The organism is Paenibacillus sp. XY044 (assembly GCF_002257645.1).
Taxonomy (GTDB): Bacteria; Bacillota; Bacilli; order Paenibacillales; family Paenibacillaceae; genus Paenibacillus_AQ.
Genome location: NZ_NQMO01000005.1, coordinates 306,982 through 329,803, shown reverse-complemented (window position 1 = coordinate 329,803; position 22,822 = coordinate 306,982). Strand labels below are relative to the sequence as shown.

Below are 22,822 nucleotides of genomic sequence, written 5' to 3'. Positions count from 1 at the left end.
ACTTCCTCTAGACGCGATTTGTCTTCTTTGAAGGTACGTCGATAGACGTTTTTCTTATTTAAATTTGATTGTTTTAAGGATCGCATTCGTCGCCTTTTGACCCCAATTTTAAACGATGGAGATGTGAATATTGTATGGTACAACAAACAATGAATCGTTCGATTCTGTTAAAATCGCGCCCGGTGGGCATGCCCGGACCGGAAAATTTTGAGTTCCGCGAAGGGGCCGTGCAGGAGCCGAATGATGGACAGGCCGTCATCCGCACGCTTTATTTGTCGGTGGACCCGTATATGCGGGGAAGAATGAGCGACGCGAAGTCGTATGTGGAGCCGTTCAAGCTGGATGAGGCCATTTCCGGCGGAATCGTCGGCGAAGTGGTGGAATCGAAGTCCGATGCGCTGCAGCCGGGCGATAAGGTGATCGGGATGCTTGGTTGGCGGCTGTATAACACGGTCGATGCCGGCAGCGTCCGCAAGCTCGATCCGTCGCTCGCCCCGTTGTCCGCGTATTTGAGCGTGCTGGGTCTGACAGGACTGACGGCTTATTTCGGTCTGCTGGATATCGGCAAGCCGAAGGTAGGGGAAACCGTCGTTGTGTCGGGCGCGGCCGGTTCCGTTGGGATGTTCGTCGGCCAGATTGCCAAGATTCAAGGCACGCGCGTCGTTGGCATCGCCGGTACGGATGAGAAATGCGAGTATCTGATCCGCGAGCTCGGTTTTGATGCAGCGGTGAATTATAAAGCAGCCCATTTCCAAGAGGCGCTGGCAGCAGCATGTCCGAACGGGGTCGATGTGTATTTTGACAATGTCGGCGGCAGCGTATCGGATGCGGTCATGAACCTGCTGAACGACTATGCGCGGATTCCGCTGTGCGGTGCGATTTCGTCCTACAACAGCACGGAGGATGTCGGCCCGAGAATTTTGTCCAAGCTGATCAAGACCCGCTCGATGATCAAAGGTTTTGTGCTCAGCGATTATGCACCCCGCCAAGCCGAAGGCCTGCAGCAGCTCGGGCAGTGGCTGTCCGAAGGCAAACTGAAGTACGAAGAAACGATCGTCGAAGGCTTTGATCATGTCGTCGACGCGTTCCTGCAGCTGTTCCAGGGCACCAATCTCGGTAAAATGTTAGTGAAGGTCAGCGAGCCCAAAGCCTAAAAAAGGCGCGTGACGAAAAAATATCTTGATCTGGTATGCATTTCATACGTTATGATCATTACAGGGAACGGCTAAGGTCCGCCGGCGTTACCGCTTTATCGCGGGCGTGACGGGGACTCTCTTGGCGCCGTTCCTTGCTTGTTGTGGATCATGAAAAAAGGATTAGAGCGAGAATCGCTCTAATCCTTTTTTGTCTGCAGCCTTTAACGTCTGCCGCGGCTTACGCGCGGATATAGAACAAAAACTCCTGGCCGTTCCGGACGGGGTCCTGTTCCAGCGTATACCCATGCTTCACGACTTCCTCCGGTACGTTGCGGAAGGAAGAGGGGCAGTCGGTAATGACCTGCAGCAGCTGGCCTTCCTTCAGATCACGCAGCGTTTCCAGCGTGTAAATGACCGGGTACGGGCAGGATTCCCCGCGGAGATCGAGCGTAAAATCAATGGACATGTTTCGTTTCCCCTTTCTTAAAGCCGATGCCAAACCGGTAGTTTTTTTGCCAGTACACGGCGATGCCAAATCCGACCGCCAGCAAAGCCAGCGTCAGAATGATCGCACCGGCCGGTCCCATGGCCGTAATGAGGTTGATCGGTTTGCCGGGCTTCACGATGGCATCGAAAATGCCGAGATGGTCCCAGGCGTATGCCAGAGCGGTGGCTCCTGCAATGTTACCGATGAATACAGGCAGGAACACGACCTGGCCTTCCATGAGACGGTACATCATGCCGGTCTCGCAGCCGCCGGCCATGACGATGCCGATGCCGAACAGGATGCCGCCGATCAGTGTGCTCGGCGCGGCGATCTTCGTAATCGGATCCATTCCGTTTACCAGAATAATGATCAGCGTGGCGACCGAGCTGACGGCCATACCGACGAAGATCGCCTTCGTCATGGACGCCCGTCCGCTGATCCAGAGGTCGCGGAACGCGGACGTAAAGCAGATCTGTCCCCGTTCGATCAGAATGCCGAAGGCAGCCCCGAACAAGGCGGCCGTGCCCAGCATCGTTTTGCCTGCCGCATAGAAATAGACGATCAGCACGGCGTAGGCGAGCGCCAGAACGGCGCCGATGTAAGGCTGAATCCTCTTGCGGGGCGCGGAAGGGGCGGCAGCATTCCCTTTCAGAAGGGTTGGCATTCCCTTCCACCACGAGGCATTCACCAGCTTGGTTCCGAGGTATGTACCGATTGCGGTAGCCGCAATGAAAATCCAGGAGTGGAGGGAAAATTGCGGCACGCCCGTAAAAAACGCCGCAAGATTGCAGCCGAGGGCAAGCCGTGCGCCGAAGCCGGCCACAAAACCACCGGCCAATCCCTGAACAAGCCGGCGTTTCTGCCGCGGGACCCTGATTTTGAAGCTGTTGCTGAGCAAAATCATGACCAGCGCGCCGATGAACATGCCCCATACGATCCATCCGTCGGTCCGGGTGAACGTGGTTCCGTCCATATGGATCAGCTTAAAGTAAGCCCAGCCCGAAACATCCACACCGCACCATTCCAGAAGATGCCCGCCGAGGCGGGTAAACTCCCCGGTGACGGCCCAGACCGTGCCGGTGATGCCGAAATAAACGGCGCTTAATATACCGGCCAGCGCCATGGCCAAATAAGGGCTCCAGTAGCGGTTAAACACCTTGTCGTACACCTGCTTCATTCTCGTCCAACATTTCCTTTCCGAACCCGTCCCGAGTAGGGGACGAGTGATTTCATCGTTTGGCTCTCCCAATGGTTACCTTGCTTTCCATAGGGATGCCATTCTATTCTACAACAAAGGCCAGGAATTAGAAGAGGGATTTTTCGCGCTAGGCGATGCCCATGGAGTTCGGGGGAAGTTGTGGTACAATGGCTCTAGTTAAACAAAGATTGGAGATGATTTCACCCATGAACAAGCCGCTCAAACAACAAGAGTTGATTTCATATATTGCCGAGGAAACGAAAGCCGACCGGGACAGCGTTGCGCTCGTCCTGAAGCATGAGGAAGCCTACATTAACAACGCCAAGGCCGACGTGAAAGGCGAGGTAGAGATCGATATGGATGATTTGGTCGATTATGTGGTGAGCCGCCGCGACGTCAAGCTGGATGAGATGACCATAGAAGCCATTCTGGAGGCGGAAATGGATTATTTGATGGACCAGGGTTTGGCCGGTTACGAGGACTAGGGCAGCCGGGGCATGCCGACAGACGGAAAAACCGCTTCGAACTTTGTACTGCATCTCCAATCGCAGATTGTATCTACGATTGGAGATGCAGTCCCGTTCGGGCGGTTTTTTTGTTAGTGCAGCATTTTGCCGTAATCCCGGATTTTGACGTCGACGTGAACGCTAATATCGGCTTTGGAAAATACCTCTTCCCACTTTAGCTGCTTCCATACGCTGTGGGGAATCGAATTACGGACATGCTGTCCGATACCCATAGGGTCGGATTTTTTCTCCTGCATGGAGTCAATCAGCTCTTGGCACTTTCGATGGACCGCTTTCTCCAGCTCGACTTCAAGCTTTTGTTGGTCGGTTCTCTTTTTCATATCAAGCTGTCCGATATATTCCAGCAGCGATCCCGCCAGCTTGATGTGGAGGACCACCTGAATCGGTTTGCCCTCGCGAATGTCCCGGGTCGAAAGAACCTTTACCTTCCGGCTGCTGGACAGGTACTCCAGCGTCGCCTGTTCTTCTCCGTCACGCTCTGACTTGAGTCCGACGTTCAGATCCCCCGCCCGCACCCCGTGATGGAGCAGAGCGAAGAACATCCGGTCATCCGCTTCGATTTTCCCGACGTATTGATCGTTCTTGAACAAGGCGATGCCGTCAACGGTCAAAGACTCCTTCTCCTCCTTTAGAATGGTGGCCACAGGATCGATGCCGTCGTCAAAGTAATCTCTTGTGAACGTGTACAGGCTGGTGTCCGGAATTTCCCCGGCTTTGGCTTCGGTCCGGATCAGTGTGTCGATATATTCCCCGGCTGTGGGGCCTTGGGGATAATCGTTGCGGATCAGGATGTGATGCGGGTCGGATTCCGACACAATGATATGCAGACGCGAGCCGATGGACGGGTCACGGGTCAACGTGTCCATATTGCTCCAAACGCCTCTTCTTGCCAACCTCTCCCCGAATACGACCTGGCGCAGCTGCCCGTTGACCAGGCGGCGGTTGTTCTGCCGGTCAAAGGTCATTTTGGCCTTTTTCCCTGACTCCGCCATGGTGGAATAGACAATCGCATCCTCGTGGTTTGACTTCGGGATGCTGACGGTCACTCTTAATTTCGTGTCTGCTCCTTCCCCGGATAAGTCATAGGCGATCGTCCGGACGAAACCCGCCCTTTCAATAATATGCTGGTCGGTACATCCCGTGAGCAGCAGAAAAACGGCAATCAGCGTTATCAGCAGGCGCTTATTAATGTCCATGACTGTTTGTCCTTTCCCGAAGCTTTTGGAACAGGAGCATCATGATCAGCAGCATCGGCAGGATGTAGGCAATCCCGATCTCCGTAAAGAGCACACGCCGGAGTTGATACTCCGACTGGGCTAAATATTTGGAATACAACCCGACGATAAATACTCCCAACACGATGAAGAACTCGAGACGCTTTGGGCGGGCCTTGGGAAAGATCCGCTTGACCGTGGACAGGGACGCAAACGAAAACATGGTGGTCGTCACCAGATTGCCGAATACGAAGATGACGAACACCAGGTTTTCCACCCGGTTAATAAACGGCATTTCAATAAAGTCCAGCATATCGATGATCGGGTACAGCAAGGACTGAAGCTGCTGGAAGCTGAAGAAGCCGAACGCCGTCAGCAGGACGATCACCTGGGCCAATGCGGTCAGCAGATGCCCGAACAGGACCCCTTTAAACAGCTTGCTCTGCTTATTGACATAAGGAAATAAAAAAATGCACAGCTCATAGCCTATAAAGGAAGTGTAGACCTCGGCCCAATTATGCAGAACCTGCCCCCCTGCGGGATCTTCAAAAAAGTATGACGTCAGGCGGACCAGTTTCCACTCGCGTAGCTGGTAAGACGTTAGCAGCAAGGTCCACCAGGTCATAAAGGCGAATATCGTAGCAGCTTTGCTGATGTTGTAAATATGCTTGGTGAGCAGTAAATACACCATGACGCAGAACAGCAGAAAGATAAGGGTTACACTGGATGTCTGGAAAGAAATCATCTGGAAGATCAGAAAGAAGTTTTTTCCGACAAAGGAAGCGATCATGATATAAAATATGGCCAATCCTACATATAGCGGGTAGAGAATCCATTTGGAAAGGGACTTCTCCAGAATGTCAAACATGGACCTTCCCTTCCCCATGCGGTAGACCGCCCAGTACAGCAGAATATTGCCGGTGGATACCAAGGCAAGAATGATATATCCCACCCAGCCGTTAGTTCCCATGTTCTCCGCCACCAGACGCGGGAGGGCAAACAAGGTGATGTTGTTTTCGATCATATAAATCAAGGTTGCGATATGAAAAGCACTTAGTTTTTCGTTCATAGTCATTCACCGCCGCTATTTCCGCATTTTATTGATTTTCTTGTTGGGCGTTCTTGTAATGGTCGGCCGTGAGCGCAATGCCCAGAAAGGTCCCCGCATATAAGTGTCCAGCATGTCTTTAAAGTTGATAGGGGCGAGCGGCGTGAGATAGGAAGCTCCCATATTGGTCACCCCGGCGAGATGAATGACGACGAAGCCGATACCCATGAACAGGCCGAGGTTCCCCAGAATACCGGCCATGATGATCAGTCCGAACCGGATGAGGCGGATGGATGCACTCATAATGTAACTGGGGATGACAAAGGAAGCGATGGCAGACGTAGCAACCGAGATAATGAGAATGTTGCTCGTAAATCCAGCCTGAACCGCGGCCTGCCCGATCACGATACCGCCAACGATGCCGATGGTCTGTCCGACTTTAGTCGGCAGCCGGGCCCCGGCTTCCCGCAGCAGCTCGATCGTCGTTTCCATGAGCAGCGCTTCGAGCAGCGGAGGAAACGGGACCTTGGCCCGGGATTCCGTCAAGTTGAGCAGCATCGTGTGCGGAATCATTTCATAATGATAGGTCGTGACGGACACATAAAAAGCGGTAAAGGAAATCGTGATCAGGAAACCGATGAACCGCAAAACGCGCAGCGCGGTGCCGATCAGCCATCGCTGGTAGTAATCGTCCGGCGACGAGAAAAAGTCGAAAAAGTCGGTAGGGCAGATAAAGCCCGACGGACTGCCGTCCACGAATCCGGTCACCCTGCCGGCGACCAACTTGGACACGATCGCGTCCGGACGCTCGGTCGTCATAAATTGCGGGAAGATAGAGTTGGGATTCTCATCAATGAACTGAATCAGCATATTGGAATCGGTAACGGCGTCATATTCAATCGATTGGATCCGTTTGACCAGCTCGTCGACAATCTGCTGATTGGCGATGCCTTCGATATATGCAATGACGACGACGTTTTTGGCGACTTCCCCGACCTCCAGCTTGACGAACTTTAAGTGGGCGCTCCTCAGTCTTTGGCGCAGGACGCCGAGGTTCTGGTCGATATTCTCCACGAATCCGTCATGGGGACCGGAGATGACCGTTTCGGTCTCGGACTGTTCGATGCTGCGGCCGACCGGTTTGGCGATATCGACCAGATAGGTGCTGCCCCGGAAGAAAACGGCCGCCTTGCCGTTCAGAATGCCGTTGATGCACTCCTTGCTGTCCACGACCACGACATATTGGGAACGGTTAAGGGCGATTTTGACTTCTTCTTCGTCCGCATCGGTAAAGGGCTGAATGACTTCGTGCAGCAGCTGGTCGTTTCCGACGATAGAAGCTAAATATAGGACATCTACTTTGCATTGCGGATAAGTCCGGTGGACAAAATCCATCGAATGTTCGAATTGCCGTATCGTGTGCTCAAGCGAAGGATGCTCGTTTTTCTCCGGCTCTTTGACCGTCGTCTTCTCTTCTTCGCCGGCCACGAAAAAATGCTTAATTTTTGCAATAATGTCCATAATCACACCTCATGGGTATTCTATCCAACTGCGGTTCAGTTATACGCTCCCCGGATGTAGACTGAACAGGTTGTTGTTTGAGCGCAGAACAGAAGGGTACTGTATGAAGTAGGGACTAAACAAAGCGAGAAAAAGGAGGCAGGCCGGGAATGAAGGATTACCGGGAGATGTATATTCGCGGTATTTTGGATATAGCGGAGGAGCACGGATTGGATTATACGAAGGAGCAGCTTGATCTCATGCATGAAGACGAGCTGATTGCGCTTCGGGATCGGCTGAGAATGAAATATGAGAACATCCATTTCAAACGGTACTGCTGATGCGACGCAGGTGCGATTATGGAGTGAAATATTTCTCCTTTTAAAAATTTGATTATGGAGAAAATATCTAGTAATTGCTATAATGGAAGCATCTGAGCAGGACCGAAGGGATGTGCGATAGATGAAGGCAATTGGCCTGGATATTGGCGGAACTTCCATCAAGGGCATGGTGCTCGATGGGAGCGGACAGGTACTCGACCTCGGCAAAATTGCGACCGATGCGCAGCAGGGAAAAGATCGGATTATGGCTAACATGCATTCACTTTTGCACGAGTTGATCCAACGACACGAGGATGTATCCGGCATCGGCATCGGCACCGCCGGCCGGGTCGATGTCCATACTGGAAAGATTGTGTATGCGACCGACAATTTGCCGGGCTGGCAGGGGACGGAGCTGATGTCGATCCTGGAGCAGACATACGAACGGCCGGTCTTTGTCGATAACGACGCTAACACGGCACTTGTCGGGGAGGCCTGGCTGGGAGCGGGAAAGGGAATTCCCGACATCACGATGCTCACCCTGGGCACCGGCGTAGGCGGGGCGAACATGACCCGCGGCGAACTGTTCAGGGGAGCCGGTTGGAATGGCGGAGAATGGGGACATACCATTCTCGTACCTGGGGGACGGCTCTGCAACTGCGGCCAACGGGGCTGCGTGGAGCAATACCTGTCCGGAACGGCGCTGGTTTCCCTTGCGGCTGAGTCCGCAGGCAAGGCGTATTCATCAGGGGTTGAAGTGCTGGGGGACTACAAGCGAGGAATCCCGTCCGTTGTGAAAGTTGTCCATGAATACGTCCGAAATTTAGGCGTGCTGCTGCACAATATCCATATCGGCCTCAACCCCGGGGCGATCGTGATTGGAGGAGGCTTGGCCGATTCCCGGGAAATTTGGTGGCCGCTGCTTGACGAATGCCTCTCCGGCTTTGGTCCGGGGATCGATGTCCGCCCGGCGGTACTAGGCAACCAGGCCGGAGCGATCGGGGCGGCAAGGCTGATTTTGAACCGATTGGGGAAGGATTAGGGTACATAGCAGAGCAGTCATTCGTGCAGAATGGCTGCCTTTTTTTCGTTTCGGCACAAATTTTTTTCTCGGAAAGGAATGTATCCCCTTACACCTTTGCTGCGCATCATGTAGGTGGAGTCATGTGATTCAAAAATTAGTTTGTATGTTAATTATTTGTCTGCGAATATTATTTACAAAAAACATTATTGGTTGTAGAGTGAAAAGAAGAACATGGACAAGAGAAAGGACTATCCGGCCGTGAATAAGGGAGACTACGAGGATCTGTACGGACAATTTGTATCCAGAACGAGCCGTGCGCTGAACCGGTACATGGCGTTTCATTTAAAGGATGACGATATCACCCCGGAACAATGGACGGTCATTAAGCGGCTCAGCGAGCAGGACGGCATCACGCAGAAGGAACTCGCATGGATTGCGGATAAGGACCAGGCGAACCTGACGAAGATTCTCGACATCCTGGAGCGGAAGCACCTCGTCCGCCGCAGCCGAAATGAAGAGGACCGGCGTTCGTTTCTGATCTATATCACGGAAGAGGGCAAGCAGCTGCACGTGGAGCTGGTCGGGCAGATCAACCGGCTGTACCGGGAGGAGGTGCTGGCCGGAATTCCGGAGGCAGAGCTGGCACTGTTCAGCGAGACGCTGAAGCGGATCAACCGGAATATCGGCGTGGGCGGTCCGTTTGTGGATGATCATGGAGCTGAGTAGATAAGAAAGAGTGACGTACCACGGTGATGGGTGCGAACAAAATATGGAATTTAAGAAGAGAGAGATGATGTGAATTGAATTCGATGAATACTTATCCGGGGGTTCGGGCGGTGCAGAAAGGCCCGGCTCCCGGAACCGTCCGGGATGCGTTCCGCATCCGGCCGCTGCCGCTGCAGTGGTTCCGGGGAATTGGCTCGGCCGTTGCGGCAGGAGTGCCTACGCTGGTCGGCGCGCTGACCGGGCATCTCGATTACGGGCTCTGCGCCTCGATCGGGGGCTTTGCTTTCTTGTACGTGGGCAGCGAAACGTACCGGCAGCGGGCGATCAAGCTGGCTTGCGTGGCCCTGGGCCTATCGCTTACCTTTGGCCTTGGAGCGATCTCGGCGGCAACCCCGTGGCTGATGGTGCTGCTGTTCGGCTTGATCGGTGCCCTTGCCGTATTCGGCTTCGGAGCATTTCAAATGGCCGGGCCGTCGGCGATGTTCTTCATTCTGACCTTCTCGGTCGGGACGAGTCTGCCGTACGATCTTCATGCCCTGCCTCTGCGAACCCTGCTCGTGCTAGCCGGTGGGGCCTTCGCCTGGATCGTAGGGATGAGCGGCTGGCTTCTTCGTCCTCATGGGCCGGAGACGAAAGTGGTCGCCGGGGCTTACCGAAGCCTTGCCGCTTGTGTGGATGCGATCGGAACCGACCTGTACCCGGAGAAAAGATACCAGGCGGCCGTTCAGCTCCGCGCCGCTGACGCAGCCGTGTCCGGCGGGGAGCTGCGCTGGCGCCGGAATTATGGGCCGACGCTGCGCCTGATGGCATTGACCCGGAAGGCCAATGAAATGTTTATGGCTGCCGTCGAAATCTCGCTGGACCGCCAGGCGGCGAAGGTGCCGGCCGGCACGGCGGCGTCCCTGCTCTCGATTGCGGATCGCTTGCAGCATCCGCAGCAGGAAGTGCTGCAGCCCAAGGCGGCTGCGGACAGCCCGAACGGGCATGTCCGGCGCTTGTCCGGGCTGCTGAACGAGGCGGCCGCCATCTGCCTGGGCGAGGCTGCGGGCCGCGTGAAGGCGGAGGAAGTGACCCTTCCTCCCTCTTTTTCTCTGCGCCGTCTCTTGTCCGGCGCCCTGAACCCGCATTCGGCGCTGCTTCATACCTCGCTTCGTTACGGCATCATGATTGCGGTCGCTGCCGCGGTCGCCTACTCGCTGGATTTGAACCGGTCCTACTGGGTGCCGCTCTCTTGCACGGCGGTGATGCTCGGTACGACGGTACTCGGCACGACCCACCGGGCCATCCAGCGGACGGCAGGCACCGTCATCGGACTGTTCCTCGGCGCCTTCATCTTGTCGCTGCGGCCTGAAGGCATCTATATCGCGCTCATTATGGCCGTTCTTCAATTCATTATCGAACTGATTTACTTGCGTAATTATGCTCTGGCCGTCATTTTCATCACCCCGAGCTCGCTGCTGATTGCGGAGAGCAGCCATCCGGACATGGCAGTAAGCTTCTTCATCTCGGCCAGATTGACCGATATTCTGATCGGGAGCGCTATCGGCATCATCGGCATGTTTTTCCTTTGGAGACGGGCTTCCTCCAGCAAGCTGCCACGGGCGCTCGCGGGCGTCATCCGGATGGAAGGCAAGTTGCTGGAAAGTATTCTGTCTTCCTCCCCCTCCAGTAGGGTCACCACATTGACGAACGAGCTGGAAACTGCGCTCATCCGGCTGCGCCTGCTGTATGACGGGGCTCTCGCCGAATCGGTGGGCCGGCGGAATCAGGCCAGCTCCTGGTGGCCTGCGCTGGATGCGGTGCAGCATATTGGATATGCCGTGATCACGGCTGCTGGGAACGCCCAAAGCCATGCCGCTTCGGGCGATGCGGTATCGGATTGCAGCGTATTTTTTGAACAAATGGCCCAGGCCGCCGAGCGGCAGCTTCCTCCGGATCCGGCGAATATACCTGCGCTCAGCTCCATCCCCGCGCTTCAGCACGAGCTGGCCGGGCTGCATGAAGCGCTGCAGATTCGGGACCGCACGGCGCAGTCCCCTGTCTTGAAATCATCATAACCCTTCCTCTCAGGCAAGCCGTATGGACTTCATATCCCGCGGACTTGCCTTTTTCTTGTCCTCCTCAGCCTGCGGGCTACACCGCCCACCACCAGACGTTCCTCTACAAAGTTCGGCATAGTTGTACTAAACAATACAACGCTTTTCGACAAGTTATGACGTGGTCAAAATCATATCGATGAACCTCTGGGCGGGAGGAGAAGACTCCTCCTTCCGGGTGTATATGGAAACCGGATTTGTCAAATGGACACCGTCGACCTCCACCCGGGAAATATCGCCTGCCGCGATATGTTCGCGGGTCTCCAGCAGCGACAGAAAGGCTGCGCCGTAGCCCTCCATCACGACCCGCAGCGTTTCGTTCAGGCCGTTCATCTGCAGCCCTACCGGCGGGGAGGGAAGATGGCGGGCGGAGCATAAAGCGATCAGCTGCTCCCTGCCGAAGCTGCCTTCCTCGCGGTAGATGAACGGCTCCTGCAGCATCTCTTCCAGGCTGACCCGGGCGCCGGCGAGCGGATGCCGTTTGTGGACGATGAAGCACATCTCGTCCTCATACCACGGGGTGCGCAGCAGAAGCGGGTGATCCAGCCGGATGCCGCCGATAAAGGCGATCTCTGCGTGGTAATGCAGCAGCATATCGGCGGCCTGGCTGGAATTGGCGGTGCTGAGCTCGACCCCTACGCCGGGATAAGCGCGTTTGTAGCGGGCGATCCACTTGGGGAGCAGGAAGTTGGCCGGAAGATAGGTGGCTGCCATGTGAAGTCTGCCGGCGCTGCCTGACTTCAGCTGCTCCAGCTTCTGCTCGATATGGCCTTCCAGCTCGAACAGCCGCCGGGCTTCGGCGGCCAGATGCTTGCCGGCCTTTGTCAGCATGACGCCCCGCCCTTGGGGAATCAGCAGGCGGAGGCCGATCTCGCGTTCCAGCTTTTTGATTTGGGCCGTCACGGCGGGCTGGCTGAGATGCAAAGCCTCGGCGGCGAGGGTCACGCTTCCCAGGGAAGCGGCCTGGTGAAAGAGGCGCAGCGCATGCAGGTTCATGGAAATTCTCCTTTACATAGGGATTAGGGATTACGGCTAAATCATAACTGAAATTTATGTTTCCTTAAAAATAATATATTAGATTTATACCAGGTTTGAGCATATTCTAAGCTTAAATTGCAGGCGGGTGCAACCAAATGAGGAAGCGCGACGTCAAAATAGGAGGAATTTGTCAATGAGGCTGAAATGCGTGGATTGCGGCAGCAGGCATCGCCTGGAGCCGTTTCGGGTTCAATGCGAATGCGGCGGGCTGCTGGAAGTGGAGCAGGAACTGGCTCAAATCGATACCGAGCTTCTGAAGCGGCGATTTCAGGAACGCCTGTCCGAACGGATGGGGGTCTATGCCAGCGGAGTATGGCGGTATAAAGAATTAATTTTTCCGGAACTTCCGGTCGAATATATTGTTACTAAATATGAAGGCAATACCGGACTGTACGCCCCCGAGCCGATTCGCGAGATGCTGGGGATCCGCCGGCTGTACTTCAAGGCGCAGAGTGAGAATCCGAGCGGATCTTTCAAAGATAACGGGATGACCGTGGCTGTGTCGCATGGTCGTTCTCTCGGGTACTCCGGGTTTGCGTGCACCTCGACGGGAAATACTTCCTCTTCGCTCGCCATGTATGCGGCCATGGGGGGAAGCCGCGCTTATGTATTCGTCCCCAATCGGAACGTATCCGAAAACAAAGTGCTGCAAACCCAGGCTTACGGCGCCCGGGTGTTCAGTTTTGACGGCACGTATGATGACGGAATCCGCTTCCTGCAGGAGCGGGGCGAGGAGCTGGGGTTGTATGTCTGCAACTCGGTGAACCCGCTTCGGATCGAGGGGCAGAAGAGCATCATTTATGAAACCGCCCAGACGCTCGGTTGGAGCCTGCCGGACTGGATCATCATTCCCGGAGGCGCGCTCAGCAACGTGTCGGCGCTTGGCAAAGGGCTGATGGATTTGAAGAGCCTTGGGCTCATCCCGTCGGTGCCGCGGATCGCGCTGATCCAAGCGGAAGGGGCCAGCCCCTTTCACCGCATGATGGCTTCCGGCAGCTCGGTACTGACGTCGGAACCCCGGCCGGATACGCTGGCTACCGCGCTGAACATCGGTAACCCGCCGAGCTGGAAAAAGGCGCGCAGCGTGCTTGAGATGAGCGGCGGCGTAACCTGTTCCGTCACCGATGGGGAAATTCTCGCCGCCAAGGCGCGGATTGACCAGAGCGGAATCGGGTGCGAGCCCGCTTCGGCGGCAACGCTCGCCGGGTTGCAGAAGCTGATCGCCGAGAAGACGATCACCAAGGACGAGACGGCGGTCTGCATTTTGACGGGAAATCTTCTAAAGGATACCGATGTGCTGAAGGGGAGCTTTCAGGATGTTCCGGTGGACTTGTCGGGTTCCGAATGGCAGGCGCTTCTCCGGTAAACCTAAGCTGTGCGCCCCATAAAGGTGGCGGGGGAAGCCGGAGGGACGATTGCAAACATACGGGGAGCGTTTTTGGGGTATTTTTTATGGAATAAGAAGGGATGGCCTATAGCCTGTGCGTCTTTTGCCTCCCTTATATCTGTCACGGATTTATTTTATCAATACCCAAGTATCCTCGCGGGTTTTCCATGACCACGACTCTGTTGGCACCCGCATCATTAGACGTTTTCCATGCAATGATTACAATTGGACAAGGGGCGCATGCTTTTTCATGATCAACAAGCGGAAATTTGTATATTTCGTCCTTTTTCCTCTCCTTATTTTGGGGCTGGTTATTTCTCTGACGCCGGCCTCCCTGTTCCCTGAGGCCGCGACGGCTGAGGTGGATGCTCCCGTGAGGACGGGGGGCACGGCGGGAACGCAGGGCAAACATACGCAAGGCAATCACACGCAAGGCAATTCTGCGAAGAACAAGCATTACGACGTGGTCGTAATCGGCAGTGAAATCCAGGGGGTGCTGCTCGCGAGGGAAGCGCAGAAGCAGGGGCTCAGCGTTCTGATTCTCGACCCGCGGAACAAGCCGGGCGGCGAGCTGATTCAGGGGCAGATGATGTTTCTGGACGAGCCGCACGACGCCAAGAAGCGGAGTCTGGTCCAAGGCGAAATCAAAACGTTGTTTGACGGCTACAATAGCGGAAAAATCCGTAAGGAGGCCGACTTTAACCGGTACTACGACCGGCTGATCAAGGGAATTCCGATCCAGAGCGGAATTACGGTCATGTCCGTGGCGAGCACGCCTTCCGGCGGGAAGGAAAAGCTGCTGAAATCTTTAACGTACCGGGACCATCAAGGCAGCATCGGCATAATTGAAGCGGGCTATTGGGTGGAGAACACGGACTTTAACGCCCTGACGGGTCAGCTGAACGTGAAGCGGATTCCCGGGATGGAGCGCATTTCAAAGGTCGGCCATCCCGACTACATGGCGGCCACGATGATGCTCAAGTTCAAGCACGTGAATTGGAGCAAGCTCCATCAAGCCGTGCTGGACGATTACCCGTTGACCAACGTGCGGGATAAATACGGAGGAAATACGTATGTCGACTGGGATTTTGCCACCGGGTTCAGCAACATTACGCTCAAATACAAGCCGCGCGATCCGCAGCTGCTGCTAAGAGGAATGAACACCTCTTATCAGAGGGGCGGCGAAGCCATAATGAACTCGCTTCTGATCTTCGACGTTAATCCTTCCGATCCGAAATCGGTGCAGACTGCTCTAGAGAAAGCTAAGGCGGAGGCACCGTCCATCCTGCAGTTTTTGCGGCAAAACATACCCGGGTTCGACCGGGCGGAGCTGAACGGTTTTCCGGATTATTTATATATCCGCGATTACAACCGGTTCGAAACGGATTATATGTTGACCTTCTCGGACGTCATGAACAGCCGGATGTTCTGGGACAACGTGAGCATCGGCGGCTATGCGCTGGATCTGCAGGGAACCCGGACGGTGCCGAAGGGCATCCATCTGGGGCAGCCGGACCGATACGGCATTCCGCTGCGTTCCTTTGAGCTGAAGGGCTATGGCAACGTCCTGGTGACCGGCAAAAATATCGGGGCAACCATCGAAGCCTACGGCAGTGCGCGCATCATGCCGAACACCGCCCTGGCGGCGCAGACGATCGGCATTATTCTGGGCCGGGAGCTAAAGCAAGGCAAGCGCCTGCACGACCTGAACCCGGATGACTTCCAACGGATCCATCAGTACTTGAAGACGGACTACCATATTAAAGTGGCCGGATAAGGAACACGTCAGGATGCCTGTGCGCGGTCTCTTTTCCCGGGGTCCTTGTACTAGTTCAACCATTAACCGTGCGGGCAGACGGAATCATCGACAGTATGTAGTCAAGGCAGAGAGCTTAGGGCTCTCTGCTTTTTTGCGTTCGGCAGCTGCTTTACGGGTTCACGCACCTGTCCGGCAGCTTATCCGGCAACTGAAGGGGTGCCTCTTTAATTGTCTTTTGTGCCGAATCCTCGGGTTCCTTTCACGTTGGTACGATAGGTTCGCCTTTCAGACAGGCACGAAACCAGAGGCAGCGGTTTGCCGTTTCACTCATTTACAGCAGTTGACCGATCTGCTAGAATAGCGGTAAATTAATTGTCAACCAACATTGAGTCGATTAGGTTGACAATTAACGTGTGGCTAATAGACCGATTTTACGATGTAACGATTAAACGATACCGAAAATATGACAGTTTGAAGGGAAGATGACCTATGCATAAAGACACGGTTCTGGAAAGTCCGGCACGACAGGATTGGCAGGCTATGGCCGACAAAGCGCTGAATGGACAGCGGCTTGCCATGGAAGAGGGGCTGGCTGTATTAAACGCGCCGAACGATGAGATCCTGGGGCTGATGCAGGCAGCCTTTGCGGTAAGAAAGCATTTCTACGGCCTGAAGGTGAAGCTGAACATGATCTTGAACGCAAAAAGCGGACTGTGTCCCGAGGACTGCGGCTATTGTTCCCAATCCATCGTATCCACGGCGCCGATCGAGAAGTACAGCCTGCTGGATAAAGAAACGGTGCTTGCCGGGGCCCGGGAGGCCCTAGCGCGTAAAGCGGGTACATACTGCATCGTGGCCTCCGGCCGAGGCCCGACGCCGAGGGAGCTGGATCAAGTCGTGGAGGCGGTTCAGGAGATCCGGGAGACGATGCCGCTGAAAATTTGCGCATGCCTGGGGCTTTTAAAGGACGGACAGGCGGAGAAACTGGCTGAGGCGGGGGTACACCGGTATAACCACAATCTCAATACGAGCCAATCGAATTATGGCCGCATTACCACTACGCATACCTATGACGATCGGGTGGACACGGTCCAGAAGGCAAAAGCCTCCGGTTTGTCCCCCTGCTCCGGGGCCATTATCGGCATGGGCGAAAGCGACGAGGATATCGTCGGAATGGCTTACGCCTTGCGGGAGCTGGACGCTGACTCGATCCCGATTAACTTTTTGAACGCGATTCCGGGGACCCCTCTGGAGCATGCCGGGCGTACGCCCGCGCTGAAGGCGCTGAAGGTGCTGGCATTGTTCCGGCTCGTGTGCCCGTCCAAAGAAATCCGCGTGGCCGGCGGCCGCGAGCTGAACCTCCGTTCCCTGCAGCCGCTGGCGCTCTACGCAGCCAACTCGGTATTCGTGGGCGACTATTTGACGACCGAGGGGCAGGATGTGCTTGCGGACCATGCGATGATCGAGGATCTCGGTTTCGAGATCGAGGAGCGGGCGATAGCTGAGGGACGCTGACCGTAACCGCCTAAAATCAACGTATGTTTCGACAATTTCCCGCATAGGATGAAAAGCCGGAAAACCGACAATTGCCAGCAGGCGATGAAGCGGCTATAATTAACTCATTAATCTATCAGTAAACGGGTGTTTATTAATGCAAATTCTCAAAGACGACGTCCGCCAAAGTATACTGAACGCCGCTCTGGCCGAATTCAAGCAGCATGATTACGCCGACGCCTCCATGCGCCGCATTTCCGCCTCGGCCGGCATGACCACCGGGAACATCTACCGTTATTTTAAAAATAAAGAGGAGTTGTTCGAAGCGCTGGTCGGGCCGGTCTATGAGCGATGCATCGCCAACATCCTGGTCATTAAGCAGGAAGTGGACCAGAACTTCGCCAAAGGGACGGAGGCGAGCGACTGCCTGCAGATGGTCGAGAGCATTATCGTCGGTCTGTTCGAGGAATCCAGCGCCGAGCTGATGATTTTGCTCAACCGCAGCACCGGTTCCAAATACGCCGGTGTGAAGGCAAGCATTTGCGCCTTGGTCGTATCGATTCTGGAGAGCATGATCCGCTTCGGTAAGGAAGAGACCGGCGAGCTGACGCTGGAAGAGAAACAGACGGCCCAGATGCTGGGCGGAACCGTAGTGGAAGGCGTATGTCTGATCCTGCGCGATCATGAAGACGGGGAGACGGTCAAACGGCTGGTGAACCAGTTGGTGTATCTGTACTACTTTGGCACGGATCATTGGAATAAAAAAAAGGGCTGAATCCATAGGATTCCCTTTTTTTCGCTCAAAAATGAACGCTTGTTTACTAAGGAAGTTGAAGGAGGAATATCAACAACATGCGGCAAATCATCAAGTGGCGCTGGGCGATTCTGGTGTTATGGCTGGTGGCGACGGTCCTGCTGACCGTATTTCAGCCCGACGTGAACGCTATTCTCCAGCAGAGAGGCCAGGATCCCCTCGCCGAAGACAGCCCATCCAAGGTTGCGGGGGCGCTGCTGAATAAAATGACCGGCCAGACCGGGACCAGCGACATCGTGGTGTTCCATGAGGACAACAAGCTGACGGACGAGGATATGAAGAGCATCGAGAGCGGCGTAATGGACATGAAGGCGAAGCAGTCCGAGCTTGGCATCACCGAAGTCCTGGATCCGTTCTCTATGCCCGAAGCCAAGTCACAGCTGATTTCGGAGGATGGCACAACCGTGATGGTCAGCTTCAGCCTGGATAAGAACGGACGGGATATGGAGGAAATCACGGACCAGTTTAATCAGGTGCTGAAGGATGTCAAAGCGACATACTACCTGAGCGGCGAGGATTTTATCCAAAACGACTACATCAAGGCATCCACGGCAGGCGTGGAGAAAAGCGCGGTGCTGACCGTCATTTTCATTCTGGTCGTGCTGATTGTCATGTTCCGTTCGATCATCATACCGTTCGTGTCCCTTCTTGCCGTAGGCGTATCTTACCTCTGTTCGATGGGGATTGCGGCGCAAATCATTGATAAAATGAATTTCCCGATCACGAGCGTGACCCAGATGCTGCTGGTGCTCATCCTGTTCGGCATCGGGACGGACTATAACATTCTTTTGTTCAACCGTTTTAAAGAGGAACTTTCGCATGGCAAGTCCACCGATGAAGCGATCATCGCTTCCTACAAAACGGCGGGCAAAACGATCGTATACAGCATTCTGACCGTCTTTATCGCCTTTGCGGGGCTCAGCTTCTCCGACTTCGGCATCTATAAATCGGCCAACGTGGTTGCGATCGGCACGGTCATCTTGGTGCTTGAAATTTTGACGCTGACGCCGTTTCTGATGAAGACGCTCGGACCGAAGCTGTTCTGGCCGTCGAAAAAAGTGGCGGGCCACAAGGAGAGCACCTTCTGGGCGAAGCTGACGGCGGTTTCCGTCAAGCATCCGGTCATCGTTACGGTCATCATCGTCATTCTGATGATTCCGGTGCTGCTGACCAGCGGCCAGAAGCTGTCCTTCGACCAGCTGAAGGAGCTGGGGGACGGCTATCCGTCGACCAAAGGCTTCAGCATCGTAGCCGATCATTTCAGCCGCGGCCAGGCGCTGCCGACGTCAGTGGTCATCGAAGACGACAAGGCGTTGGACAACAACGATTCACTTGGGGTCATCGACAAGCTGACCGAGAAGTTAAAGGGCATCGACGGGGTCAAATCGGTATCGAGCGTGACCCAGCCGCAGTCGGAGCCTGTGGATGACTTCTATATCAGCAGCCAGACGGAGACGGTGACAGACGGCATCTCGGCCTCCAAAAAAGGCGTGGACCAGATCAAGGACGGTCTGGACCAGATCGGAGATAAATTGACGACGCCCGACTTCTCGAGCGCCAATCAGCTGGTGTCGGGTACCGGGCAGGTCAAGCAGGGCTACGATCAAATTACGGCTGCGATCTCTCAAGTGTCCGGCGGTATTCAGCAGGGGGCAAGCGGAGCGTCGGAGCTCAGCAAGGGTATCGCAAAGCTTGAAGCCGGCATGAATACCGTCAGCACCAATACGTCCAAAATCAACCAGGGCCTTTCCGAGCTGTCCAAAGGTTATGCTTCGCTCGCAGGCGGTTATGAGCAGGTATCCGGACAGATTCCACAAATTCAGCAAGGGCTTGCCGGCATGAACACGATGATCGGCAAACTGGGCGAGAGCCATAGCGAATTGGCGGAGGATCCGACTTATATTCAACTGAAGCAGACCGGCGAAGGACTCGTTACCGGTTTGGCGCAGCTGGACGGCGGTCTCAAGGAGCTGAATGCGAATTATGCCAAGCTGAACGCATCCTTCGCCCAGGCTTCCGGCGGCTTAGGCCAAATTGCCGCGGCGCAGAAGCAGATGACCACCGGTCTGGCTGCGCTGGAACAAGGGGCCGACCAGTTGGCCAAGGGATTGCGCCAAGGCAGCAGCGGCAGCCAGGAAATCGCCGCGAACATGAAGAAGCTGAACGATGCGCTGGGCAGCGTCCAAAGCGGGCAGCAGCAGCTGCTGAGCGGACTCTCCAGCCTCTCGGGCGGCATGTCCCAGCTGAAAGAAGGCATCGACCAGAGCGGCAACGGACTGGGCGACATCTCCGATGGTCTCGGCAAGACCAATGACTTCCTGACCCAGCTGAACAGCTCGAAGACATTCTTTATTCCGCGCGAGGCGCTGGAGAACGAAGACTTCCAGCAGGCGGTGGACGCCTTTATGTCTAAGGACCGCAAGATTACGAAGCTGATCGTCATCCTGAACGACGATCCGTATTCCCCGGCGGCCATGGACACGATCGAGAAGATCAACGACGAAGTCTCCGGCACACTGAAGGGAACCGTGCTCGGGAATGCCACATTCGGGGCGGCCGGACCTAGCTCGACCACCTACGATACGAACAAGGCTCAGATCAGTTCCTTCAACAGCACGGCAGTTATCGTCATCATCAGCGTATTCGTCGTTCTGCTGTTCGTAATCCGGTCCTTCTGGCCTTCGGTCTTTATCGTATTGTCGCTTGTAGCTTCTTATTATGTAGCGATGAGTGCCTCGAAGTTCGTGACGACCTATATCATCGGGGCGGAAGGGGTATCCTCTTTTGTACCGTTCTTCTCCTTCATCATCATCGTCGCGGTCGGCGTGGACTACAGCATCTTCCTGATGGAACGCTACAAGGAAAATGGGGATTTGTCTCCGGGAGAAGGAATCGTCAGAGCAGCCCGGAGCGTCGGCGGGGTCATAATTTCCGCTATGGTCATTCTTGGCGGAACGTTTGCTACGCTGATGCCATCGGGGCTCGTTCTCTTGATCGAGTTGGCCACGGCTGTGATCGTCGGTCTGGTCGTTCTCTGTTTCATCCTGCTGCCGATGCTGGTGCCGGCCTTAATCGTACTGCCGGAAACCCTATCGCGCGGGCGTTCCCGCAAACAGCAGATGGCCCATGTCAGCGGAAAAGATTCCACGCTCGATTCTTAAGAACCCATAGACGCATGAACGTATCGTGCGCAGGCATATGGAGACATAATTATGTATACAGCAAAAAGACCGGAAGAGGCTGCAGCCCTCTTCCGGTCTTTGTATCTATATCAAGGCTTCACGCGGTGCGTTGTCCCGGGGGTGGTGGGGCGTGACCGCTTTAAGCCAGTGTTTTCAGCGCTTCCGGCGTGAATGGAGCGAGCTCGTCAAATCGGCCTTCACGCACTTTGGTAGCCCAAGCCGGGTCTGCGAGCAATGCGCGGCCAACGGCAACGAGGTCGAATTCACCTTCCTCCAGGCGCTCCAGGAGATCGTCGATGTCCTTCTGGCCTGCTCCTTTGCCTTCTGCGAACAGGCTCGTGAACGCTTCATCGAGACCAACGGAACCAACCGTAATGGCCGGCTTGCCTGTCAACTTCTTGGCCCAGCCGGCGAAGTTCAGGTCAGAGCCTTCATACTCCGGCTCCCAGAAACGGCGGGTCGAGGAGTGGAACACGTCAACGCCGGCGTCAGACAAGGCGCCAAGCAGTTGTCCAAGATCTTCCGGTGTTGGGGCGAGCCTTGCGTCGTATTGGTTCGTCTTCCATTGGGAGAGGCGCAGCACGACCGGGAAGTCCGGTCCTACGGCAGCGCGGACCGCTTCCACCACTTCAATCGCAAAACGGGCGCGCTTCATCATGTCGCCGCCGTAACGGTCCGTACGGCGGTTCGTTCTTTCCCACAGGAATTGGTCGATCAGATAACCGTGGGCGCCATGGATTTCCACACCGTCAAACCCGATCCGTTTGGCATTGGCAGCCGCATCGGCATAGGCCTGAATCACGTAGGTGATTTCCTCTTCCGTCATCGGTTCGGAAACCTGATTGCCGTTCAGATCAAGGCCCGACGGTCCGATCGGCATCGCTTCCGGGTTCGGCTCGGCGCCGACTGGGCGGGTCATGCCGATGTGCCAGATTTGAGGGATGATTTTGCCTCCTACTTCATGAACCTGCTTGACCACTTCGGCCCATCCGTTCAACGCATCTTCACCGAAAAATCTCGGAATGTTCGGGCTGTCGGTGGACGCCGGATGGTTGATTACGGTACCCTCTGTAATGATGAGGCCGACGTTGTTCTCAGCACGGCGGCGGTAGTAGGCCGCCACGTCCGGGCCCGGTACTCCGTTCGGGGAGAATCCGCGGGTCATGGGCGCCATGACGATGCGGGTAGGCAGTGTCAGACTGCCGATGGTAAACGGTTCGAATAATGCTGCGGTGGAACGGGTATGCTGTGGATTGCTGGTCATGTATGATTTTCCTCCAATATGTGAGATTTGTACTTTTCTATATTTCCATAAAAACAGATATATATGATGAAAAGAAAGAGCGTTTAAGCCAAATGGTTCAGGCGTGTACCCTATGTCAATTCAGCCTAAAGCTCCTTCTTGAGTTGTTCGATAAAACGGTTGATACCCTCCTCATTGCGTCTATAGTAGGTCCACTGGCCGGCCCGGTGGGATTCCAGCAAGCCAGCCTTTTGCAATTTCACCAGATAGCCTGAAACTACCGACTGTGCCAGCCCTGTTTTCTCCGAAATGCTGCCGACGCAAATGCCGCCCTTGAAATTGCAGGATGCCGGCATATGCTCCTGAGGATCAAAATGCTCCTCCGGATGTTTCAGCCATTCGAGAATTTTAAACCGGGTCTCGTTTGATAATGCTTTAATGGTTAATAAGGTATCCATGGCTCTTATTATATCTATTTTTATAGAAATGTAAATATGGTTTGGTGAAAAAGTTTGAAAAACTAAAAACGGCGCTGCAGTCCCGTTTTCAAATGGCTCTGCAGCGCCGTTTTTTACGAAGTAACGCACAAGTCCCCGTTTATTGCGCCGTTTGGGCGGATTTTGTTCCGG

General features: G+C 55.0%; 19 protein-coding genes. 11 read left to right on the top strand and 8 right to left on the bottom strand.

Annotated features, from left to right (window positions below; translation table 11 throughout):
- Positions 1–134 precede the first annotated feature (134 nt).
- Positions 135–1,154 carry an NADP-dependent oxidoreductase gene (locus CJP46_RS21300; RefSeq protein ID WP_256992449.1) on the top strand — a complete coding sequence of 340 codons (1,020 nt, stop codon included), beginning with the start codon at positions 135–137 and terminating at the stop codon, positions 1,152–1,154.
- A gap of 220 nt (positions 1,155–1,374) precedes the next feature.
- On the opposite strand, the gene yedF is transcribed toward CJP46_RS21300, so the two are convergent.
- Both yedF and yedE read right to left on the bottom strand, forming a co-directional pair.
- Positions 1,375–1,602 (bottom strand): sulfurtransferase-like selenium metabolism protein YedF, encoded by a 228-nt coding sequence (yedF, locus tag CJP46_RS21295; protein WP_094597639.1) that lies wholly within the window; start codon positions 1,600–1,602, stop codon positions 1,375–1,377.
- On the bottom strand, positions 1,592–2,800 hold the full coding sequence (yedE, locus tag CJP46_RS21290; RefSeq protein ID WP_094597638.1) for a selenium metabolism membrane protein YedE/FdhT: 1,209 nt from the start codon (positions 2,798–2,800) through the stop codon (positions 1,592–1,594). The genes yedF and yedE overlap by 11 nt, the downstream gene beginning before the upstream one ends.
- Before the next feature lie 227 nt (positions 2,801–3,027).
- Here yedE and CJP46_RS21285 point away from each other — a divergent pair, with 227 nt between their 5' ends.
- Positions 3,028–3,306, top strand: a complete 279-nt coding sequence (locus CJP46_RS21285) for a hypothetical protein (RefSeq protein ID WP_094597637.1) — start codon at positions 3,028–3,030, stop codon at positions 3,304–3,306.
- A 113-nt stretch (positions 3,307–3,419) separates the two neighbouring features.
- On the opposite strand, the gene CJP46_RS21280 is transcribed toward CJP46_RS21285, so the two are convergent.
- Genes CJP46_RS21280 through CJP46_RS21270 form a run of 3 tightly spaced genes read right to left on the bottom strand, consistent with a single transcriptional unit; the run spans position 3,420 to position 7,131 of the window.
- Positions 3,420–4,544 (bottom strand): Ger(x)C family spore germination protein, encoded by a 1,125-nt coding sequence (locus tag CJP46_RS21280; protein WP_094597636.1) that lies wholly within the window; start codon positions 4,542–4,544, stop codon positions 3,420–3,422.
- Complete coding sequence (locus tag CJP46_RS21275; protein WP_179281256.1) at positions 4,534–5,631, bottom strand: GerAB/ArcD/ProY family transporter; 1,098 nt, start codon at positions 5,629–5,631, stop codon at positions 4,534–4,536. Before CJP46_RS21275 ends, CJP46_RS21280 begins: the two co-directional genes overlap by 11 nt.
- A 15-nt stretch (positions 5,632–5,646) precedes the next feature.
- On the bottom strand, positions 5,647–7,131 hold the full coding sequence (locus CJP46_RS21270; RefSeq protein WP_094597634.1) for a spore germination protein: 1,485 nt from the start codon (positions 7,129–7,131) through the stop codon (positions 5,647–5,649).
- A gap of 149 nt (positions 7,132–7,280) precedes the next feature.
- Here CJP46_RS21270 and CJP46_RS36610 point away from each other — a divergent pair, with 149 nt between their 5' ends.
- The 4 genes from CJP46_RS36610 (at position 7,281) to CJP46_RS21255 (ending at position 11,237) form a co-directional block, all read left to right on the top strand.
- A complete protein-coding gene (locus CJP46_RS36610) occupies positions 7,281–7,451 on the top strand; it encodes a hypothetical protein (RefSeq protein WP_179281255.1) in 171 nt (56 codons plus the stop codon).
- 121 nt (positions 7,452–7,572) lie between these two features.
- The gene (locus CJP46_RS21265) at positions 7,573–8,472 is read left to right on the top strand and encodes an ROK family protein (protein WP_094597633.1); all 900 of its coding nucleotides are present in this window, start codon (positions 7,573–7,575) and stop codon (positions 8,470–8,472) included.
- Between the two features lie 213 nt (positions 8,473–8,685).
- Positions 8,686–9,180: a MarR family winged helix-turn-helix transcriptional regulator gene (locus tag CJP46_RS21260; protein WP_094597632.1), complete on the top strand. Its 495-nt coding sequence runs from the start codon at positions 8,686–8,688 to the stop codon at positions 9,178–9,180.
- 83 nt (positions 9,181–9,263) lie between these two features.
- Complete coding sequence (locus tag CJP46_RS21255; protein ID WP_143813007.1) at positions 9,264–11,237, top strand: FUSC family protein; 1,974 nt, start codon at positions 9,264–9,266, stop codon at positions 11,235–11,237.
- A gap of 153 nt (positions 11,238–11,390) precedes the next feature.
- Here CJP46_RS21255 and CJP46_RS21250 read toward each other — a convergent pair whose 3' ends face one another.
- Positions 11,391–12,272 (bottom strand): LysR family transcriptional regulator, encoded by an 882-nt coding sequence (locus CJP46_RS21250; RefSeq protein ID WP_094597630.1) that lies wholly within the window; start codon positions 12,270–12,272, stop codon positions 11,391–11,393.
- A 175-nt stretch (positions 12,273–12,447) separates the two neighbouring features.
- On the opposite strand from CJP46_RS21250, the gene thrC reads away from it, so the two are divergent.
- From thrC to CJP46_RS21225, 5 genes are all read left to right on the top strand, one after another.
- Complete coding sequence (gene thrC / locus CJP46_RS21245; protein WP_094597629.1) at positions 12,448–13,680, top strand: threonine synthase; 1,233 nt, start codon at positions 12,448–12,450, stop codon at positions 13,678–13,680.
- A gap of 271 nt (positions 13,681–13,951) precedes the next feature.
- Entirely contained in the window at positions 13,952–15,478 is a 1,527-nt protein-coding gene (locus tag CJP46_RS21240; RefSeq protein WP_094597628.1) for an FAD-dependent oxidoreductase, read from the top strand.
- Positions 15,479–16,000: 522 nt separating this feature from the next.
- Complete coding sequence (gene bioB, locus CJP46_RS21235; protein WP_373558025.1) at positions 16,001–16,975, top strand: biotin synthase BioB; 975 nt, start codon at positions 16,001–16,003, stop codon at positions 16,973–16,975.
- A 136-nt stretch (positions 16,976–17,111) separates the two neighbouring features.
- Positions 17,112–17,729 (top strand): TetR/AcrR family transcriptional regulator, encoded by a 618-nt coding sequence (locus tag CJP46_RS21230; protein ID WP_094597626.1) that lies wholly within the window; start codon positions 17,112–17,114, stop codon positions 17,727–17,729.
- A 77-nt stretch (positions 17,730–17,806) separates the two neighbouring features.
- Positions 17,807–20,929, top strand: coding sequence for an MMPL family transporter (locus CJP46_RS21225; protein WP_094597625.1), 3,123 nt, complete (start codon positions 17,807–17,809; stop codon positions 20,927–20,929).
- A 160-nt stretch (positions 20,930–21,089) separates the two neighbouring features.
- On the opposite strand, the gene CJP46_RS21220 is transcribed toward CJP46_RS21225, so the two are convergent.
- Positions 21,090–22,214 (bottom strand): NADH:flavin oxidoreductase, encoded by a 1,125-nt coding sequence (locus CJP46_RS21220; protein WP_094597624.1) that lies wholly within the window; start codon positions 22,212–22,214, stop codon positions 21,090–21,092.
- A 125-nt stretch (positions 22,215–22,339) separates the two neighbouring features.
- Complete coding sequence (locus CJP46_RS21215) at positions 22,340–22,651, bottom strand: ArsR/SmtB family transcription factor (protein ID WP_094597623.1); 312 nt, start codon at positions 22,649–22,651, stop codon at positions 22,340–22,342.
- Positions 22,652–22,822: the final 171 nt, after the last annotated feature.

Excerpts from the sequence above, each read along its gene's own strand:
- CJP46_RS21300 (WP_256992449.1), top strand. The coding sequence starts at position 135 with ATGGTACAACAAACAATGAATCGTTCGATTCTGTTAAAATCGCGCCCG.
- yedF (WP_094597639.1), bottom strand. The coding sequence starts at position 1,602 with ATGTCCATTGATTTTACGCTCGATCTCCGCGGGGAATCCTGCCCGTAC.
- yedE (WP_094597638.1), bottom strand. The coding sequence starts at position 2,800 with ATGAAGCAGGTGTACGACAAGGTGTTTAACCGCTACTGGAGCCCTTAT.
- CJP46_RS21285 (WP_094597637.1), top strand. The coding sequence starts at position 3,028 with ATGAACAAGCCGCTCAAACAACAAGAGTTGATTTCATATATTGCCGAG.
- CJP46_RS21280 (WP_094597636.1), bottom strand. The coding sequence starts at position 4,544 with ATGGACATTAATAAGCGCCTGCTGATAACGCTGATTGCCGTTTTTCTG.
- CJP46_RS21275 (WP_179281256.1), bottom strand. The coding sequence starts at position 5,631 with ATGAACGAAAAACTAAGTGCTTTTCATATCGCAACCTTGATTTATATG.
- CJP46_RS21270 (WP_094597634.1), bottom strand. The coding sequence starts at position 7,131 with ATGGACATTATTGCAAAAATTAAGCATTTTTTCGTGGCCGGCGAAGAA.
- CJP46_RS36610 (WP_179281255.1), top strand. The coding sequence starts at position 7,281 with ATGAAGGATTACCGGGAGATGTATATTCGCGGTATTTTGGATATAGCG.
- CJP46_RS21265 (WP_094597633.1), top strand. The coding sequence starts at position 7,573 with ATGAAGGCAATTGGCCTGGATATTGGCGGAACTTCCATCAAGGGCATG.
- CJP46_RS21260 (WP_094597632.1), top strand. The coding sequence starts at position 8,686 with ATGGACAAGAGAAAGGACTATCCGGCCGTGAATAAGGGAGACTACGAG.
- CJP46_RS21255 (WP_143813007.1), top strand. The coding sequence starts at position 9,264 with ATGAATACTTATCCGGGGGTTCGGGCGGTGCAGAAAGGCCCGGCTCCC.
- CJP46_RS21250 (WP_094597630.1), bottom strand. The coding sequence starts at position 12,272 with ATGAACCTGCATGCGCTGCGCCTCTTTCACCAGGCCGCTTCCCTGGGA.
- thrC (WP_094597629.1), top strand. The coding sequence starts at position 12,448 with ATGAGGCTGAAATGCGTGGATTGCGGCAGCAGGCATCGCCTGGAGCCG.
- CJP46_RS21240 (WP_094597628.1), top strand. The coding sequence starts at position 13,952 with ATGATCAACAAGCGGAAATTTGTATATTTCGTCCTTTTTCCTCTCCTT.
- bioB (WP_373558025.1), top strand. The coding sequence starts at position 16,001 with ATGGCCGACAAAGCGCTGAATGGACAGCGGCTTGCCATGGAAGAGGGG.
- CJP46_RS21230 (WP_094597626.1), top strand. The coding sequence starts at position 17,112 with ATGCAAATTCTCAAAGACGACGTCCGCCAAAGTATACTGAACGCCGCT.
- CJP46_RS21225 (WP_094597625.1), top strand. The coding sequence starts at position 17,807 with ATGCGGCAAATCATCAAGTGGCGCTGGGCGATTCTGGTGTTATGGCTG.
- CJP46_RS21220 (WP_094597624.1), bottom strand. The coding sequence starts at position 22,214 with ATGACCAGCAATCCACAGCATACCCGTTCCACCGCAGCATTATTCGAA.
- CJP46_RS21215 (WP_094597623.1), bottom strand. The coding sequence starts at position 22,651 with ATGGATACCTTATTAACCATTAAAGCATTATCAAACGAGACCCGGTTT.